Origin of the sequence: Geobacillus thermopakistaniensis, assembly GCF_000498995.1 — a bacterium.
Classification (GTDB): Bacteria; Bacillota; Bacilli; order Bacillales; family Anoxybacillaceae; genus Geobacillus; species Geobacillus thermoleovorans.
The window spans coordinates 1-18,084 of the sequence record NZ_AYSF01000052.1; the positions used below are offsets into that span (position 1 = coordinate 1).

Annotated in this window: 19 protein-coding genes, 1 pseudogene and 1 other annotated feature; all 20 genes and pseudogenes read right to left on the reverse strand. The window is 54.3% G+C overall.

Annotated features, from left to right (window positions below; genetic code table 11):
• A partial coding sequence (gene ileS, locus T260_RS128845) for an isoleucine--tRNA ligase (RefSeq protein WP_023634046.1) occupies positions 1–1,610 on the reverse strand: 1,610 nt, incomplete at its 3' end.
• A gap of 53 nt (positions 1,611–1,663) precedes the next feature.
• Positions 1,664–1,884 (reverse strand) — a binding site (T-box leader).
• Positions 1,885–1,981: 97 nt separating this feature from the next.
• Positions 1,982–2,494, reverse strand: coding sequence for a DivIVA domain-containing protein (locus T260_RS128840; RefSeq protein WP_011230635.1), 513 nt, complete (start codon positions 2,492–2,494; stop codon positions 1,982–1,984).
• Positions 2,495–2,572: 78 nt separating this feature from the next.
• Complete coding sequence (locus T260_RS128835) at positions 2,573–3,346, reverse strand: YlmH family RNA-binding protein (protein WP_021321516.1); 774 nt, start codon at positions 3,344–3,346, stop codon at positions 2,573–2,575.
• 122 nt (positions 3,347–3,468) lie between these two features.
• Positions 3,469–3,867 (reverse strand): YggT family protein, encoded by a 399-nt coding sequence (locus T260_RS1000000141135; protein WP_023634047.1) that lies wholly within the window; start codon positions 3,865–3,867, stop codon positions 3,469–3,471.
• A 3-nt stretch (positions 3,868–3,870) separates the two neighbouring features.
• Complete coding sequence (locus T260_RS128830; RefSeq protein WP_011230632.1) at positions 3,871–4,299, reverse strand: cell division protein SepF; 429 nt, start codon at positions 4,297–4,299, stop codon at positions 3,871–3,873.
• A 13-nt stretch (positions 4,300–4,312) separates the two neighbouring features.
• Positions 4,313–4,987, reverse strand: coding sequence for a YggS family pyridoxal phosphate-dependent enzyme (locus T260_RS128825; RefSeq protein ID WP_014195381.1), 675 nt, complete (start codon positions 4,985–4,987; stop codon positions 4,313–4,315).
• Positions 4,984–5,808 carry a peptidoglycan editing factor PgeF gene (gene pgeF / locus T260_RS128820; RefSeq protein ID WP_011230630.1) on the reverse strand — a complete coding sequence of 275 codons (825 nt, stop codon included), beginning with the start codon at positions 5,806–5,808 and terminating at the stop codon, positions 4,984–4,986. The genes T260_RS128825 and pgeF overlap by 4 nt, the downstream gene beginning before the upstream one ends.
• A 247-nt stretch (positions 5,809–6,055) precedes the next feature.
• Positions 6,056–6,298 carry a YlmC/YmxH family sporulation protein gene (locus T260_RS128815; RefSeq protein ID WP_025039063.1) on the reverse strand — a complete coding sequence of 81 codons (243 nt, stop codon included), beginning with the start codon at positions 6,296–6,298 and terminating at the stop codon, positions 6,056–6,058.
• Between the two features lie 97 nt (positions 6,299–6,395).
• The gene (sigG, locus tag T260_RS128810; RefSeq protein ID WP_011230628.1) at positions 6,396–7,175 is read right to left on the reverse strand and encodes an RNA polymerase sporulation sigma factor SigG; all 780 of its coding nucleotides are present in this window, start codon (positions 7,173–7,175) and stop codon (positions 6,396–6,398) included.
• Positions 7,176–7,294: 119 nt separating this feature from the next.
• On the reverse strand, positions 7,295–8,014 hold the full coding sequence (gene sigE / locus T260_RS128805) for an RNA polymerase sporulation sigma factor SigE (protein WP_011230627.1): 720 nt from the start codon (positions 8,012–8,014) through the stop codon (positions 7,295–7,297).
• Between the two features lie 52 nt (positions 8,015–8,066).
• On the reverse strand, positions 8,067–8,981 hold the full coding sequence (gene spoIIGA, locus T260_RS128800) for a sigma-E processing peptidase SpoIIGA (protein ID WP_014195377.1): 915 nt from the start codon (positions 8,979–8,981) through the stop codon (positions 8,067–8,069).
• 377 nt (positions 8,982–9,358) lie between these two features.
• Complete coding sequence (gene ftsZ, locus T260_RS128795) at positions 9,359–10,492, reverse strand: cell division protein FtsZ (protein ID WP_011230625.1); 1,134 nt, start codon at positions 10,490–10,492, stop codon at positions 9,359–9,361.
• Positions 10,493–10,519: 27 nt separating this feature from the next.
• Positions 10,520–11,788 (reverse strand): cell division protein FtsA, encoded by a 1,269-nt coding sequence (gene ftsA, locus T260_RS128790; RefSeq protein ID WP_011230624.1) that lies wholly within the window; start codon positions 11,786–11,788, stop codon positions 10,520–10,522.
• A gap of 195 nt (positions 11,789–11,983) precedes the next feature.
• Positions 11,984–12,346, reverse strand: coding sequence for a small basic family protein (locus T260_RS128785; RefSeq protein ID WP_013145842.1), 363 nt, complete (start codon positions 12,344–12,346; stop codon positions 11,984–11,986).
• A gap of 1 nt (position 12,347) precedes the next feature.
• On the reverse strand, positions 12,348–13,064 hold the full coding sequence (locus tag T260_RS128780) for a DUF881 domain-containing protein (protein ID WP_011230622.1): 717 nt from the start codon (positions 13,062–13,064) through the stop codon (positions 12,348–12,350).
• A gap of 28 nt (positions 13,065–13,092) precedes the next feature.
• Positions 13,093–13,797 carry a DUF881 domain-containing protein gene (locus T260_RS128775; protein ID WP_011230621.1) on the reverse strand — a complete coding sequence of 235 codons (705 nt, stop codon included), beginning with the start codon at positions 13,795–13,797 and terminating at the stop codon, positions 13,093–13,095.
• The gene (gene divIB, locus T260_RS01000000137990) at positions 13,778–14,563 is read right to left on the reverse strand and encodes a cell division protein DivIB (protein ID WP_011230620.1); all 786 of its coding nucleotides are present in this window, start codon (positions 14,561–14,563) and stop codon (positions 13,778–13,780) included. The genes T260_RS128775 and divIB overlap by 20 nt, the downstream gene beginning before the upstream one ends.
• 212 nt (positions 14,564–14,775) lie before the next feature.
• Complete coding sequence (spoVE, locus tag T260_RS128770; RefSeq protein WP_011230619.1) at positions 14,776–15,876, reverse strand: stage V sporulation protein E; 1,101 nt, start codon at positions 15,874–15,876, stop codon at positions 14,776–14,778.
• 53 nt (positions 15,877–15,929) lie between these two features.
• A complete protein-coding gene (murD, locus tag T260_RS128765; protein ID WP_013145847.1) occupies positions 15,930–17,285 on the reverse strand; it encodes a UDP-N-acetylmuramoyl-L-alanine--D-glutamate ligase in 1,356 nt (451 codons plus the stop codon).
• Positions 17,286–18,020 (reverse strand): annotated as a pseudogene (gene mraY, locus T260_RS01000000137995) (phospho-N-acetylmuramoyl-pentapeptide-transferase); the annotation flags it as partial.
• Positions 18,021–18,084 lie beyond the last annotated feature (64 nt).

Sequence of the window (18,084 nt, forward strand, 5' to 3'; positions counted from 1 at the left end):
TCAACACTCTTTCCTCGGTCACCGGCGACCCGTAGTCTTTTGGGCCGGGAAGGGCGGTGTGATAGGCTGGACCGAGCCGGAAGGCGAGGAAAACGGCGCCGAAAAAGCAAGTCTTTCGCCTCGCGCTCAAACCAGACGTTCGACCCGTATTGGCGGAACAAGTTCGACACATGCTCAATCGTCTCATCGGTGATGATCGGTTCACCGTTTTCGCCGTAAAAGACCGGAATCGGCACCCCCCAGGCGCGTTGGCGGGAAATGCACCAGTCGCCGCGGTCGCGCACCATGTTGTGGATGCGGATTTCCCCCCACTCCGGAATCCATTTCGTTTCCTTAATCGCTTGAAGCAGCTCGTTGCGGATTTTATCGATCGACGCAAACCATTGCGTTGTCGCCCGGAAAATCGTCGGCTGCTTTGTCCGCCAGTCGTGCGGATACGAGTGGGTGATAAACCCAAGCTTCAACAAAGCGCCGACTTCCTCAAGCTTCTGTGTAATCGCCTTGTTGGCGTCTTCGTAAAACATCCCGGCAAATCCCGGCGCTTCCTCGGTCATGTAGCCGCGTTCATCAACCGGACAAAGGACCGGAAGCCCATATTTTTGCCCAACGAGAAAGTCGTCTTCCCCGTGGCCCGGCGCCGTATGGACGCAGCCCGTGCCGGCGTCGGTCGTGACGTGTTCGCCGCACACAACAAGCGAGTCGCGCTCATAAAACGGATGTCTCGCCACGACGTATTCAAGCTCTTTTCCTTTGACCGTTTTGACGACCGACCATGCGTCCCAACCGATTTCTTTCGCCACCGATTCCGCCAAGGCGGCAGCGACGACATACCGTTTTCCGCTGACATCGACAACATGGTAATCCAAATCCGGATGAACCGCGATCGCCAAGTTCGCCGGAATCGTCCACGGCGTCGTCGTCCAAATGACGATTCGCTCATCGCCCTCAAGCACGCCTTTGCCGTTTTTCACCGGGAAGGCGACATAAATCGACGGCGAGCGCTTGTCTTTATATTCGATTTCCGCTTCGGCGAGCGCCGATTCGCTTGACGGCGACCAATAGACCGGCTTCAACCCTTTGTAGATGAGCCCTTTTTTCGCCATTTCGCCAAACACTTTAATTTGCTGGGCTTCGTACTCCGGTTTGAGCGTAATGTATGGGTTGTCCCAGTCGCCGCGCACACCGAGCCGCTTGAATTGCCGGCGCTGGTTGTCGATTTGTTCATACGCATATTGCTCGCACCGCTTGCGGAACTCGGCGACGCTCATCGATTTGCGGTCAACTCCTTGCTTGGCAAGGGCCGTTTCGATCGGCAAGCCGTGCGTATCCCAGCCCGGCACGTATGGGGCGCAATAGCCGCTCATGGATTTGTAGCGGACGATGATATCTTTTAAAATTTTGTTCAGCGCATGACCCATATGAATGTCGCCGTTGGCATACGGCGGGCCGTCATGCAGAACAAACAGCGGCCGTCCTTTCGTCCGCTCCTGCACTTTCCGGTAAATGTCCATTTCCTCCCATTTTTTTTGCATTTCCGGCTCCCGCTTCGGCAAGTTGCCGCGCATCGGGAAGTCGGTCTTCGGCATGAGCAGCGTTTCTTTGTAATCCATCCTTGCTCCTCCTTCGAACGATAGATTCCAAATAAAAAACCGTTCTCCCCCCGGCAAGGGACGAGAACGGTCTCGCGGTACCACCCTTCTTGGCCATGCAAACGACGCACAGCCCTCTTTTCATTCGTAACGGGAATGACGCGCCATGGCCTACTTGATGTTCGGCATGGAACTCCAGGGTGATGTTCACTCTTGCGCCGATGCCAGGCTTCCACCATCCCCGGCTCGCTGCGACCGGTCGTACAAGAGCTACTGTCCCTTTCATCGTCGATGGCTATTTCGCTATTCATCCTGAAAAAAGCCAACCGCCTCCCACGGCGGCTGATGCGGCGATTTTTGCCAATTATTATAACCGAAACGTCTTCGGTTCGTCAAGGCTGTGACAGCGGTTCTCTCGCCCCTTCTTCCAAATCCGGCGCCTCATACTCCATCAACTCGTCCCAATCGCGGCTGTTGATCATATCGAGCTGGGCCTCGACAAGCATGCGGAAACGGGCGCGGAACACTTTCGACTGCCGCTTCAGCTCCTCGATCTCGAGGGCGATTTTCCGCGATTTCGCTAATGCATCGCTGATGATGCGCTCGGCGTTTTTTTCCGCCTCTTTAATGATCAGCTTCGCCTCTTTTTGCGCATTCCGCTTCACTTCTTCCGCTGCTTCCTGTGCAACAAGAATCGACTTATTGAGCGTCTCTTCAATGTTCGCAAAGTAGTTCAGCTTTTCCGTCAGTTCGGCCACTTTTTCTTCCAGCTGCTTTTTTTCACGGATGAGCATTTCATAGTCTTTAATGACTTGATCGAGAAACTCGTTCACTTCGTCTTCATCGTACCCACGAAACCCGCGGCTGAATTCCTTGTTGTGAATATCCAATGGCGTCAACGGCACAACGGCCACCTCCGTCTCCATCATTCCTTTTCTTCACTTTCATTCGACATGGTTTGCCGATTTCCTGCCGTCATTTGCTTATTTTTGTCGGCCAATCTGAACGAGCCAGCGCTCTTTTTTCGTCGGCCCTTCCACCGAAAACAGCTTGCAGCGGCCAAAACCGCGCGCCGACAGGACATCGCCCGGTCCGCAGAGGAAATCCGGCTTGTCCACCACCTTCCAGTTGACTTTGACAAGCCCGCTTTCAACAAGCGCACGCGCTTTCTCGCGCGCAAGGCGAAACGCCTGAGCGAGCACAGCATCGAGCCTTAGAGAAGACACCGTGACCGTTCCTTCCTCCCACGTTTCGGCAAGCGGCATGGCTGCCGACAACGGAAGCGGCTCAAGCGCAACCGGAGCTTTGCCGATCGTTTCGACATGCAAGCGGACGTAGTCGGCGACTTCAGCAGCAACAAAAAACTGAATTTCCCCATCCCGAATGAGAATATCGCCAAACTTGCCGCGCCGCAAGCCAAGCGACATCAGCGCCCCCAACACATCGCGATGTTCAAGGGAAACGAATTTCGCCGGATAGCGGACGGCAAACAGTACAATGCCATAATCCTCTTCCTCAGGGTCGATATACGGCGGAGCGAGAAACACCCGCTTCCGCTCGACAAACGGGGCGCCGCCGAAAAAGAACGCGCGCACATCTTCCGCACCGCCGGCGATGCTTTGCACGATTTGCTGCTCGCGCGGATCGAGAAAATCGGTCAGCTTCGGAGCGTACTGACGGCTCACCATCTCCTTCCACTCGAGCACTTGATCAATGAACGGATGTTCCTCTTTGCGAAAATGCTGATACAGCTCCACTCGACGTCACCTTGCTTTCATGGAAGAAAGGAACCCACAACGGATTCCTCTCTGCGAGTTTCGCCCTTCCGCCTTTTTGCCTGCCGGGCGGAGAGCGGCGGCGCCGTGCGCGCAAAACGAAGTTAAAACTGCGACTGAAGAATGTCGAACAGGGCGTGAAGCCCTCTCGTCGCGAATTCAAGAACGATAAACGCGACGATTGGGGAGACGTCAATGATGCCAAGCGGCGGAATGACCCGCCGAAACGGCTCTAAATACGGCTCGCAAATAGCGGCCAACATCTGTCCGAACCGCGTTTCGCGCGCATTGGGNATTTTTCGGCCGATTTTTGAGACGTCAATGATGCCAAGCGGCGGAATGACCCGCCGAAACGGCTCTAAATACGGCTCGCAAATAGCGGCCAACATCTGTCCGAACCGCGTTTCGCGCGCATTGGGAAACCATGACATTAAAATATAAATGATCAGCGCATACGAGTACACTTGAATCACTGTCGTCAAAAACGTGAGTACATAATCCAACAGCTACCACCTCTTCATCGGTCTGTCATCCTCGCCGTCGAGCGAAATCGAGCCGCTGACGTCGACGTTTTCCGGGGTGCATAAAAAAATTTTTGTGCCGACTTGCTGAATGTCGCCGCCAATGGCGTACACCGTGCCGCTTAAAAAGTCGACGATCCGCTTCGCCTGCTCATGCTGGATGCGCTGCAAGTTGACGATGACCGCGCGCCGGCTTTTCAAATGGTCGGCGATCTCCTGCGCCTCCGCATACACCCTCGGCTCAGCAAGCACGACTTTCGCCGATTTTTGCACGCTTTGCAGGCTGACGACGTTCGCCTTGCCTGCCGTCTTCGGCAGCGCCTCTTCTTCCGGCTGTGGCGCCTCATATTCTTCTTCATAGTCTTCGTAGTCTTCTTCTAAAAAATAATCACGGAATTTTTTCATCAATCCCATCCGGTTTCACCTCCTACAATGATCCAACAAGCGCGCTGCCTATGCGCACAAACGTCGCTCCTTCCTCAATAGCGATCGTGTAATCGTTTGACATGCCCATTGACAGTTCGGTGCATGGCGCATGGGCCATTCCCATCGCCTGAACGTGTTCCTTCAGCACTCGCAATCGGCGGAAGCAAGCGCGCAATACCGCTTCGTCGTCCGTGTGCGGCGCCATCGTCATCAATCCGACGACTTCGATGCGCGAAAAGGCGCGAAGTTGTTCAATAAACGGAATCGTTTCTTCGGGGGCGAGCCCGTGTTTGGTCACTTCCCCCGACACGTTCACTTGCACAAAACATTTTACTGGCCGCACCGCCCGTTTTTCAATTTCTTTCGCGAGCGACAAGCGGTCGAGTGAATGAATGTAATCGACTTTATCAATAATGTCTTTGACTTTGCGCGACTGAAGCGTCCCAATGAAATGCCACGTCGCTTGATTTCCGATCCGTGCATGCTTTTCAATCAATTGGTCGGAGCGGTTTTCGCCGAGGTCGGCAATGCCGGCGTCAAGCACCTCCATCGCCCGCTCGGCATCGACATATTTAGTGACCGCCACGATGCGCACGCCGGCCGGATCGCGGCCGACGCGAGCGCAGGCCGCCTCGATTTCTCGGCGAATGGCCGCCAAGTTGTCGCGCACCGTCATGCCGTCTCCTCCCTTCGGCCGATAAACGCCAACATCCTTCCAGTCGTTCCGCGGTCGCGGCGATGGGAAAAAAACAACGCTTCCTCACAGCTTGTACAGCGTTCTGACACATAAATATGGCTGTTCGGAACGCCAGCCGCGATCAACTGAAGCCGATTGGCTTCCTTTAAGTCGAGCGCATATTGCCCTGGGCTTGTTTCCCGCCATGGCAACGGGCTTTCCGGAGGAAGCGTCGGGCGCAGACTGTCCACGACACGGTCGTCAACCGTATAACAGCACGGACCGATGGCAGGTCCGATGGCAACATAGATGTCGCTCGGCGCGATGTGTTCGCGCGTTTGCCAAAGCCGCACCATGTGACCAGCGATGCCGCCGGCCGTTCCCCGCCACCCGGCATGAGCAAGGCCGACTAACCCAGCAGATGGCGCCACAAAATAAATGGGCACACAATCGGCAAAACAAAGCGCGAGCAACACCTCCGCTTCGTCTGTATACAACCCGTCGACCCCTGGAACCGCCGTGGCGAAATCTTGCGCTCCGTTCCCCCGTTCGTTTTTCGTCACCTTCCGAATGTCGGCGCCATGCACTTGTTCACAACATACCCATCGCTCAAGCGGGAATGAGAGCCATTGCGCCAAACGCCCGCGGTTGGCGACAACAACCGTGCGATCGTCGCCGACGTGCAGCCCCATATTCAGCGAAGCGAACGGCCCTTTGCTCTCCCCGCCATGTTTCGTCGTCAATCCAGCGACGGCTCCAGCAAACGGAGGCGCACCGCAGCGGAGCCAGCCGCGGGCTTCTTGTTGAAAAATGTCCGGCATTCGCGTCAACCTCACGCTGTTTTTTGTAGTTTTTTATCACTTTTTTTCCTATTTTATCATAGTTTGTTTGTCCATGATAACCTTTATTTATGATTTTGTCGAAACATTGCCGCAGAAATTGTCCAACCCTTATTGCCGCCCGAAAACCGCGCTGGCGGCATAGCCGATCTGCCCACGAAAAGCGGAAAGGTCTGCAACATCGTCCTGCCGCGTTGCAAGCGACGGGGCCAATCGTTGCACCAGCCGTTTAATCGGAATCATGAAGGCGGACTAAAATAACATCGGCTCCGATTTTGACGATGTTCTGCCATGGAATGACGACCGCCTCTTCGCGGCCGAACAGCCCGAGCATCTTTCCGGCGCCTAAAATAATGAGTGAGCGGATTTTTCCAGTATCTAAATCAATATCAATGTCCCCAATATTGCCAAGCTTCTTCCCATTGGCTACATTGACGACATCTTTCGTCTGAAATTCGGAAATTCTCATCACGGTTTTTCTCCCCGCCTTTCCTCTCTCCCTCTTTTTCATCTATATGAAGCCAAATGTGCAGTTATGTGCCAAAGAAAAAGGCTGCACCTGCAGCCTGTCATACTTGGATGTTTTTATTCATTTGCCGGATCGCCGCTTTTTCGAGCCTCGACACTTGCGCTTGGGAAATGCCGATTTCCTCGGCCACTTCCATTTGCGTCTTTCCTTGGAAAAAGCGTTTGCGGATGATCATTTTTTCCCGCTCATTCAACCGCCGAAGCCCTTCCTTCAAGGCGATTTCTTCGATCCATTGGCTGTCGCGGTTGCGCTCATCGCTCAGCTGGTCCATCACATAAATCGGGTCGCCGCCGTCGTTGTAAATCGGCTCAAACAACGAAACAGGATCTTGAATGGCATCGAGGGCAAAAACCACTTCCTCATGGGCGACGCCGAGTTCTTTGGCAATTTCCTCGGTTGACGGTTCTTTCGCCGTCTCGCTCATGAGCCGCTCTCGCACTTGCAACGCTTTGTAGGCGATGTCGCGCAGCGAGCGCGAAACGCGGATCGGGTTGTTGTCGCGCAAATAGCGGCGGATTTCGCCGATGATCATCGGCACGGCGTAAGTGGAAAACTTCACGTTTTGATTGAGGTCAAAATTATCAATCGATTTCATAAGTCCGATGCAGCCGACTTGAAACAAATCATCGACAAATTCGCCTCGGTTGTTGAAGCGCTGAATGACGCTCAACACGAGGCGCAAGTTGCCGTTTACTAATTTTTCTCTTGCCTCCAAATCCCCCTCATGCATCCGTCGAAACAGTTCACGCATTTCCTCATTTTTGAGGACGGGAAGCTTCGAAGTGTCTACGCCGCAAATCTCGACTTTGTTCCTCGTCAAGTTGTTCCCTCCCATCAGGAGATGCTAAGTCGTCAGTTTTCAGTATCTCCTTGGAAGGGAAAAATATGCACAGCCTGTCCGACGCGGAAAAAGCGGCGGAATTTCGCTCCCGCCGCCCGCTACATCATTTTATTGAATTCTTTGCGCAACCGTTTAATGATCCGCTTCTCGAGCCGCGATATGTACGATTGCGAAATACCGAGCAAATCAGCGACGTCTTTTTGCGTCTTTTCTTCGCCGCCGGAGAGGCCAAAACGCAATTCCATAATTTGCTTCTCGCGGTCGCTCAGCTGGCGCAAGGCGTTTAAGAGCAAGCGCCGGTCGACATCCGCTTCCAAATCTTTCGTAATCACGTCGTCATCCGTTCCCAACACGTCGGAAAGCAACAGCTCGTTGCCATCCCAGTCGATATTGAGCGGTTCATCAAACGACACTTCCGCCCGCACTTTGTTGTTGCGGCGCAAATACATTAAAATTTCGTTTTCAATGCAGCGCGACGCGTATGTCGCCAGCTTGATCTTCTTCTCTGGGTTGAACGTGTTGACCGCCTTAATGAGGCCGATCGTTCCAATGCTGATCAAATCTTCAATGTGAATGCCGGTGTTTTCAAACTTGCGCGCAATGTAGACGACAAGACGCAAATTGCGTTCGATCAAAAGCGATCTTGCCGTGTCATCACCGGCGGCGAGCCTGGCAATCAGCTGCTCCTCTTCTTCTTTTGTCAGCGGCGGCGGGAGGGCTTCGCTGCCTCCGATATAATAAATTTCATCCGCCTTCAGGCCAAGCTTGGCCAAAAGCTTATACAGCCAGTTCATGAAGCGAAGTTTCCATTTTCTCATGAAAATCCCCCTTCTAAACGGATCAAAAGTGAGTATGATATACTAACAAAACCTACGAAGCGGTCAGCTTTCTTCCCGCCTGCACCATTTTCGGATGGACGATGCAGTCGTACTCCCCATCCGTCGACAGCGGATCAGCGCTTAGCGCCACAAGCCCTTGCGCTACTTCCAACCATTCGTTTTCGTACCGCAGCATAATGCGGTCTGGCTTAACCGCCGCCATCATTTGTGGACCGCTGCCGACCGCACGGTACGGAATGAGACGGAGGCGATGGACCCACCGCTCCGGCGGGGAAGCCAGCATCATGGGAGAGCTGAGACAACCCAGTAGCTCCTCAGGAAGCACGGCCTTTGCTTTTTCCTGTTCGACTACCATCACCGGCGTTTTTGTCAACGGATCGACGAGCTGGTTGCCGCTGTCAATCAAGCCGCGCAGCATAAGCGGCCGCCCGTCCCATACGATCTTGACCTCAATGATATATTCAAACCGCAGTTTTTTTTCGCGAATCGCCTCCACCCTTCGGCGAGAAAAAAGCCATAAAACCGGAAACCCGATGACAACAAACAGCCAACTGACCGGATCGCCCGCTCCGGGATGATGCATGAGAAGCATTCCTTGGCGGACGGACAGTTGGTGCGCGAAAACATAATGAACCGCCAGCATGCCGCCGCCGACGGCGAACGTGGCAAAGTAAAACGCCAGCATATTCTCAAGCAAATAGCGCGGGCGCTTAAACCCGAAGGCGGCCCACACGATCAACACGGAAACAGCTACTTTTACCAACGGGTGCTGGGCGATGGCGGAAAACGGGGTAAACAGCAATATGACAAGCAGCGAACCGATCAACGCCCCAGCCAACAGACGCCACCAGACGATCGGCCGCTTGAGCATGAGCGCCGTCAGCCAAAGAAGCAACGCGTCAAAACAGACGTTCAACAGCCAAATCACATCGAGATAGACGACCAACCGTCAAGCCCCTCCCCCGCCCATATCGGCTTTGTCTGAAACAAGTATATAGCACCTTGCGAGGGAAAGTCTGTCAATCGGTGGCGGTGAAAAAGGAGATGTTTTGTCAAAACAGGGGGAACCACGGCGGATCAAATCGGCCGGCACGAAAGCCTAGCCCGCCTTCTCTTTTTCGCCCTTTCGTTGCGAGAGAGCGGGCGGCCAACGCGAGAAGTTTTTGGTCCTAATCGGAAAAGCGAGGCTGTCTCAAAAGATCGTCTTTCTTTAAGAGAGATACAATATATTGTTTCACCAAAGTGCTTCGTGCACGTTCGTGCATGCATCTTGTGATGAAGAAAGGGTGTCCCGTTGCTTTTGGGACACCCTCGTTTCGCCATCTAGCGGCGGCGGTTGCGGTTGCGCAAGAAAGCGGGAATGTCAAGCGGATCTTCTGCTTGCCCCGAGCGGAGCGCCGCATAGTCTTGTATCGGCTCTTCGCGCTTTTCCCGCTTTGGCGCCGGCGCCGCTTTCGGCACAGTGCCGATGCCAATGCGCGGCGGCCGCGGCTGCGAAGCGACGTTTTCGTTGAATCCGGTCGCAATGACCGTCACGATGATCTCGTCCTTTAAGTTCTCATTAATAACGGAGCCGAAGATCATGTTCACTTCTTGGTCGGCCGCCGAAGCGACGATGTCGGCAGCCTCCTGCACTTCGTACAAACTTAAGTTCATGCCGCCGGTGATGTTCATGAGCACCCCTTGCGCGCCGTCGATCGACGTCTCCAACAGCGGGCTGGAAATGGCTTTTTTTGCTGCCTCAGCAGCTCGGTTTTCGCCGCTGGCGATGCCAATCCCCATCAATGCCGAACCTTTATTCGACATGATCGTCTTCACATCAGCGAAGTCAAGGTTGATCAACCCCGGCACGGCGATCAAATCGGAAATGCCTTGCACCCCTTGGCGCAGCACATTGTCCGCTTCGCGGAACGCCTCAAGCATCGGCGTATTTTTGTCGACAATCTCAAGCAATCGATCGTTCGGAATGACGATGAGCGTATCGACCGCCTCTTTCATGGCGGCGATGCCGCTTGCGGCCTGCGTCGCCCGCTTGCGCCCCTCAAACGTAAACGGGCGCGTAACAACGCCGACCGTAAGCGCCCCTAACTCGCGCGCAATTTGGGCGATGACCGGGGCAGCGCCAGTTCCCGTGCCGCCGCCCATGCCAGCGGTGACAAACACCATATCGGCGCCGCGAAGCGCTTCTTCAATTTGCTCTTTGCTCTCCTCAGCTGCTTTTTTTCCAACTTCTGGGTTTGCCCCCGCGCCCAAGCCGCGTGTCAGCTTCGCCCCGATTTGCAGCTTGATCGGCGCCTTCGACAAGTTGAGCGCCTGTGCATCCGTATTGACCGCAATAAACTCTACACCTTGCACCCCATGCTCAATCATCCGATTGACGGCGTTGTTGCCGCCGCCCCCGACTCCAATCACCTTGATCGTTGCCAACTGATCGACTGTTGTCTCAAACTCCAACATGGCCAAATCCTCCTAAAATTTCAATCTCTATTCAAAGAAAGAACCAAAAAATCTCTTGACCTTCTTCCCAAAATGGTCTTCTTTCTTTTTCGGTTTCGACTGCTGTTTTGGCGAGGAGCGCTCGACCGGCTCCACCGCAGCGGCAACCGGGACCGTTTTCCCTTGCAGCTGCGCCTGCCGGTAGGCGAACTTGAGCAAGCCAACGCCGATCGTATACTGCGGGTCGCGCACACCGATATAATCCGGCATGGCAATGCGGACGCTCGTCCCTAAAACGACGTGGGCCAGCTCAAGCAACCCTGGCATATTGGCGACGCCGCCGGTCAGCACATAGCCGCCGGGGAGATCGCGAAACCCGAGACGACGCACTTCCTGCTGAACCATTTGCAAAATTTCTTCCAGTCTCGCCTCAATAATATCGGCGATCTCCAGCTGGCTGAACTGCTGGTGTTGATCGGTGCCCATGATCGGCACGCTGAACACTTCTTCCTCCGAAGCGTAGTCGTAAAATGCATGTCCGTGCTTCAGTTTGATTTTTTCGGCATCGTCCGTTGTCGTCCGCAATCCGATGGCCAAGTCTTTCGTAATGTGCTCCCCGCCGACCGGCAGCGAAGAGACAGCTTGCAACGTCCCTTGCTCAAAGACAGCGACCGTTGTCGAGCCGCCTCCCAGGTCAACGAGCGCCGCCCCCAAATGCCGTTCGTCATCGGACAGCACGAGCGAACCGGCCGCCAGCGGCTGAAGACAAATATCGCTGATTTCCAAGCCTGCCCGCTCCACACAGCGAAGAAGATTATGTAATACGGTCTTCGCACCAGTCACCATAGTGCCTTCCATTTCCAAGCGGACGCCGAGCATGCCGCGCGGATCATGAATGCCGTCCAACCCGTCGACGATAAACTGGCGCGGAACGACGCCGATGATTTCCCGATCGGGAGGAATAGAGACAACTTGCGCGGCATCGATGACGCGGGCGACATCTTCATCGCTGATTTCCCGGTTTTCGCTCGCGACGGCGACAATGCCGTGGCAGTCATGGAGCTGAATATGGCTGCCGGCCACCCCGACGATCACACGGCGGATCGATAAACCGACCATCCGCTCCGCTTGCTCGACGGCCCGTCTGATCGACTGCACCGTTTTATCTATATCAACAATCGCCCCTTTTTTGAGCCCTTCCGCTTTGACATTGCCCACCCCGATAATATTGATGGAGCTGCCTAGCATTTCCCCGATGATGACTTTCACGCTCGATGTTCCGACATCCAGGCTAACGACGATCTCATTGCTGCTCATTTTTTGGCATCTGCCTACTAAAAACGCGCCGGTGCCGGCCGGCGTTTCAGTAAGCAGCGACACCTCCTTTTTCGGCTGAAATTTCCCATCTCTTTGTCTATTGGTCTATGTCTAGTTTGCGAGTTTCGCAACAACACTATATTTTGTTTTACCCTATATAATTCAACACGCGAAAACACTTTCCCTGTCTTTTGCCTAACTTTTTTCGCGATTGTACCGCCGCTTGGCCCACTCAGCAAGCCAAAGGCGGCGGATGATGGCAATGTTTTGAAACAAGCGGACGCCGAAGGCGAACACAGCCGCTAAATACAAGTCTACACCAAGATGCACCCCAAGAAAAGTTAAAGTTGCGGCCAGAACAATGTTGAAAAAAAACCCGGTTATAAATACGGTTTCGTCGTACGTCCGCTGCAGGTAGGCGCGCCATCCTCCGATTAATGTATCAAAGGCGGCCAAAATGGCAATCGACAAATAATTGGAATATTCATCGGGAACTTCCCAGCCGGCGAGAACGCCGATGGCAAACCCAAGAAGCAATCCGAGAAGCGGAAGCCACATGCTATTTCTCCTCCTTGCCGCCGTTCGCTGTCTCCATGTATTTCACATCAGGGCGGCTAGCCGCGGGCGGAATGACAACGAGCGGCTGGGGCTTGGATATTGACAGCTCCAAGTTTTCCACGGCGAAATCATCGCGGATCGGCGAAACGGCGAGCCCGCTGTACAGCTTGTCCGCATCATCGGCGATTGCTCTCACTTCGACTGGCAGCCTCACTGAGCGGCTCCCGACTTTCGTTGCGCCATTGACATCGCGAATGGCCGTCCGGTTCGTCAGTCGCTCACCGTCGATGGCGATTTCTTTCGCCCCGTATTTGTTCAACTCATTCACTAACCGTTGCAATAGCTCGGGCGATACGGCGGCAACGGCCGGACCAACGTAGCCGGCCGCCGAAAGCGGCGCGATCGTCAACACGAGACCGCTTCCTCTCACTTCTGTCAGCCCGGCTTCTTCCCTCAGCTTCGCGACTGTCGCTTCAAGCTCTGTCGCGCCGCCCGCCTCGTGTTCCCGCCGGTAGCGGCGCAATGTTTCCTCGTAACTCTCTAGCTCCTCAAGCAGCCGTTGTTCAAGCTTCTGCTCTTTTGTCAAATCAGCGCGCAACTCCCAAATGTCGCGCGTGTCGCGTCCTTCCGGATGCAGCGTCGTCCGAAGCCCGACGGCCAGCATCACACCGAATATGGCAGCTACGCCGGCAAAATAGAATCGATTTTTCCGTTCCAATGCGCTTCACCGCCCCTTTCCGCCCGTTTTACGGCTCGGGCGCAAACACCGGATCCAACACGATCGCTCCTTGCTTTTCCACTTTTACGTCGATATGGTCTTCGACAAGTTCGTCGACGATGCCGCCGGGAAGCTCTAGAGCGGACATGAGCACGTCCGGATTGCCAATGGCCGAAATGACAAACGGAGCGGCATGCTGCGTTCCATCGACCTCAATGACTGGGCCGTTGCAGACGATGTATGAACGGTGGGAAATGCGCTGCCCATTAATAGCGACCGCTTCGGCGCCGGAAATGAGCAACTCGTGAACAACTTTCCATACGTGCTGTTCATGAACGATATAATTGGTAGCGCTCGCTTCAGAGGGGATATAAGAGGAATCGGAAAGGGTGACTGCTACACCTTTCCCTTTCACCCTCGCTTTTCCGACATGCATGCGCAGCTGTTCCGCTTCTTTTGCCAATCCGGCCTCGTTCTCCTGCTCCTCGGCCAGCTTCTTCTCCCACGCAGCCAGCTCCTCCTGCTTTTTGACAAGCTGCTGCTTGAGCGACCGGTTTTCTTTTTGCAAAGCAAGAAGCGCCGAGCGATATTCGTACTCTTTTTTCCACTCGCTGTCGCTCCATTCGCGGCGGGATGCTTCGTTTTTCGCATGTTGGTACGAGAACCCGAGCATGGCGCCGAAGATCAAGCAGATCAACGTCAGCAGGAGGCGGCTACGGGCTTGTCGTTTCATCGCCATCCTCCTTTTTCGGGGGGGAGTAAGGAACAAAATAGCTGCCGACTTCCAAATGAATGACTCCTTTGACGTTTCGGTCAAGCGCGGCGGCAATCGCAGGATAATGCGACAGCTTGTCCGCAAATTGCCGGATTGTCGCGCTTACTTCATAACCGTCATTCATGTAGACGATGACGCGGTCTTCATATTCCCTCGTCGGCTTGTAGTGAATTTCCGACATGGCGCCCAGCACGGCCGCGGGCAGTTCGGCGAGCTGCCCCGTCATTTCAGCAATGGCGTCGCCGTCTTTCCAGCCGACAAGCACCGGCGCATCGCTTGGCGCCGTCTTCGTCCCTTCTTGCTTTAACAGCCGCCCGTTTTCAAGCAATGGAAAAAACGTTTGCCGGTCATACACATAAGCGATTCGCCGCCATTCGCGGACGTGGATGGCGATCGTGTTCGGCAGCTGTTTTTCCACTGTGGCCTCCTTAATTTCTGGATGGCGAGTGAGCTTTTTTTCCACGTTTTGTTCATTCACTTTCCAAAAGCTTGTCCGCTTCGTAATGCCGCTTAAGCTGATGATGCGCTCCGCTGTGAGATGACGGTTGCCGCTCACTTCCACATGCCCGACAGCGCCAAGCGGCGACTGGAAGTAAAGGACGCACAAAATAAATAGAAAAAAGAAAGATAAGTACGCAATGAGCCGGCGGTTCGCTTTCTGGCGGCGCCGCTCCTTCAGTTTCGGCACGCGGTCCTCCAAGACGACGACTTTTCCCTTTTCCATCGCATTCCCCGCTTTCTTCTTCAAAGCCCGCGCTGAAACGACCGGTATAAAAACAAACGGCATCCGCTGCCGTTTCTTTGTTTTTGCACTTATTTTCATTATATCACAAATGAATGCAAGAGAGAGCCTGTTTTTATCGCATTTGCCGGCACCGTTCGACGATGGGCTGCGTTCGAGAGACGCCAAAAAAACGGCGGACATCCGCCGCTTGCCTAATACCGGGCATGCCTGCTGATATTAAGCAGCACGCCGATGGCCATCAACATCAACGTCAGCGACGATCCGCCGTAGCTTAAAAACGGGAGCGTGATGCCGGTAACGGGCATCAGTCCCGTCACAACGCCGATATTGATCATCACTTGAATCGCGATCATCGAAATAATGCCAAGCGCCAAAAAACTTCCGTACAAGTCAGGGGCGCCAAGGGCAATGCGCACACCGCGCCAAAGAAGAAGAGCAAAGAGCAGGAGAACGAGTGAACCACCGATAAAGCCGAGCTCTTCAGCTAAAATGGCGAAAATAAAGTCGGTTTGCGGCTCCGGCAAGTAAAAAAACTTTTGTCTGCTCTGCCCGAGCCCAAGGCCGAACAAGCCGCCCGGCCCAATGGCGTACAGCGACTGGATGATTTGAAATCCGCTTCCAAGTGGATCTTCCCATGGGTTTAAAAACGATGTAATCCGCTTGATTCGATATGGAGCCGACAGGATGAGGGCGGCAAGCCCAGCGAGCCCCAAAACGCCAAGCCCGGCAAAATGGCTGAGACGGGCGCCGGCGACGAAAATCATCGTCACGCACGTACCAACCATAACGGTGCCCGTTCCTAAGTCCGGCTGCAGCATAATCATGCCGAACGCGGCAAACACAAGCAAAAGCGCCGGCAACAGTCCTTGTTTAAATGACGTAATTTTTTTTTGGTTTTCCGATAAATATTTGGCCAAAAAAGCGATCATAGCCAGCTTCATAAACTCGGACGGCTGGATCGAAAACGCCCCGACGCCGATCCAGCTGCGCGACCCGTTGCGAACCATGCCGATGCCGGGAATGAGCACAAGAACGAGCAGCACAAAACAGACGCCAAGCAGCACTTTCGACCAGTCGCGCCACACCCAATAATCGATGTTCATGACAAAAAACATAGCGATAATGCCGACGCCCGCAAACAATAGCTGGCGCTTGGCGAAGAAAAACGAATCGTTGAATTTGTATTCCGCCCAAATGGCGCTCGCGCTGTACACCATAATAAGTCCGATGGCCAAGAGCGAAAACGTCAAAAGAATGAGCAAAAAATCCGGCGCAGACTTTTTCCGCGGCAATGCCCAACACCTCTATTTTTGTAAACTAGAGGGGAAGGGCTGTCCCTTTCCCTCTATTTCAACTTATGCACGGCATTGATAAAAATGTCCCCTCTCTCCTCGAAAGTTTTGTATTGATCCCAGCTGGCGCATGCTGGAGAGAGCAAAATGACGTCGCCCGGTTCGGAAAGCTCGAAAGCAACCGGGACGGCTTTTTCCACATTATCGACATATCGGATCGTTTCTATTCCCGCTTTTTGGGCGATGCGGCCGATTTTATCCGCCGTCTGGCCGAACAGTACGACCGCCTTCACCTGTTGCAAATACGGGAGAAGATCATCAAACTCATTGCCGCGGTCAAGCCCGCCAGCGAGCAAAATGACCGGCTCGCCGGCAAACGCTGAAAGCGCCTTTTGCGTCGCTAAGATGTTCGTCGCTTTCGAGTCGTTGTAAAACCGCCGGCCGTCAATTTCCGCCACATACTGAAGCCGATGTTTCACGCCGGAAAACGTCGCCAGCACCTGGCGGATCGCCTCATCACTGGCGCCGGCCAGCTTGGCGGCCGCCACCGCCGCTAAAATGTTTTCCAAATTGTGCTGTCCAGGAAGAACGATGTCAGCGATTCTGATAACTGGATCACCGTTCCAATAGATGGCGCCATCTTGAACGTACGCCCCTTCGCCAAGAAGCTTCGTCGCCGAAAACAGCACTTTTTGCGATCGAACCGAGGAGGCAATGTTCATCACGAGCGGATCGTCGGCATTGACGACGGCATAATCGCGCTCCGTTTGATTGCGGAAAATGTTCGCCTTTGCCGCTGCATACGCCTCTTTCGTTCCGTGGTAGTCCAAGTGGGCGTCGAAAATATTGAGCAAAACCGCAATGGCTGGGCGAAACTTGTCAATGCCGGCAAGCTGGAACGAAGACAGTTCCGTGACAAGCCATTGCCCCGGCTTCGCTTCCCTCGCCACCTCGCAGGCGACAAGGCCGATGTTGCCGGCAAGCAGCGGATCTTGGCCGTCCGCTTTTAACATTTCGTAAATGAGCGTCGTCGTCGTCGTTTTTCCGTTGGACCCGGTGATGCCGATAAACGGCCCTTCGGAAATGTGATAAGCAAGCTCCACTTCGGTCACAACCGGAAGCCCCTTCTCAAGCGCCTTTTTCACCATCGGGTTCGTGTACGGAATGCCCGGGTTTTTCACGACAAGGTCAAACGGCTCATCAAGCAGTTCAAGCGGATGACCGCCGCAAACGACGCGAATGCCCAGCGGTTCAAGCTGCTTGGCCTCCATGTTTTCCGAAAGCGGCTTTTGATCATTGACGACGACCTTAGCGCCTAACTCCGCAAGAAGCCGAGCTGCCGCCGCTCCGCTTTTCGCCAATCCAATGACAAGCACACGACGATGTTGATAAAAACGAGTCGGTTTCAATTACATCCACACCTCGATATAAATTCCTAGCATCGCAAATAAAAGGCCGACGGCCCAAAACGTCACAACGATCCGCCATTCTGACCAGCCGACAAGCTCATAATGATGATGAAGCGGACTCATGCGGAACACGCGCCGTCCCGTCGTTTTGAACGAAGCCACTTGAATGATGACCGACAGCGTCTCGATGACAAACACACCGCCGATGATGACAAGCAACAGCTCAAGCTTCGTCAGGACAGCGACAGCGGCGATCGCCCCGCCAAGTGCGAGCGAGCCGGTGTCGCCCATAAACACTTTCGCTGGGTGGGCGTTAAACACTAAAAAGCCAAGCACGGCGCCAACAACAGCGACGCAAAATACAGCGACATCGTACTGGCCTTGATTCCAAGCCAAGACGGCATAAGCGCCAAAGGCGATCGCCGCCGTTCCGGCAAGCAGCCCGTCAAGCCCGTCGGTCAAGTTGACAGCGTTCGAACCGCCGACAAGCATGAACAACAAGAGCACGCCGTACGCCCATCCGAGGTCGACCGACCAATCGGCGCCGGGAATATGTAACACCGTCGAAAAGCCGCTTTGGCGGTAGACGGCAAAAAAGATGGCTGCGATAAGGAGCTGGCCGATAAATTTTTGCCGGCTCGTCAAGCCAAGATTTCGCTTCATCACGACTTTGATCATATCGTCGAGGAAGCCGAGCACCCCATAGCCGACGGTGACCAACAACAGCAAATACGTCCTCGTCGACAAGCCGGCGATTTTTGGTGTGATCCATTTTCGGCCGCGTTTTAGAGCGATGCGC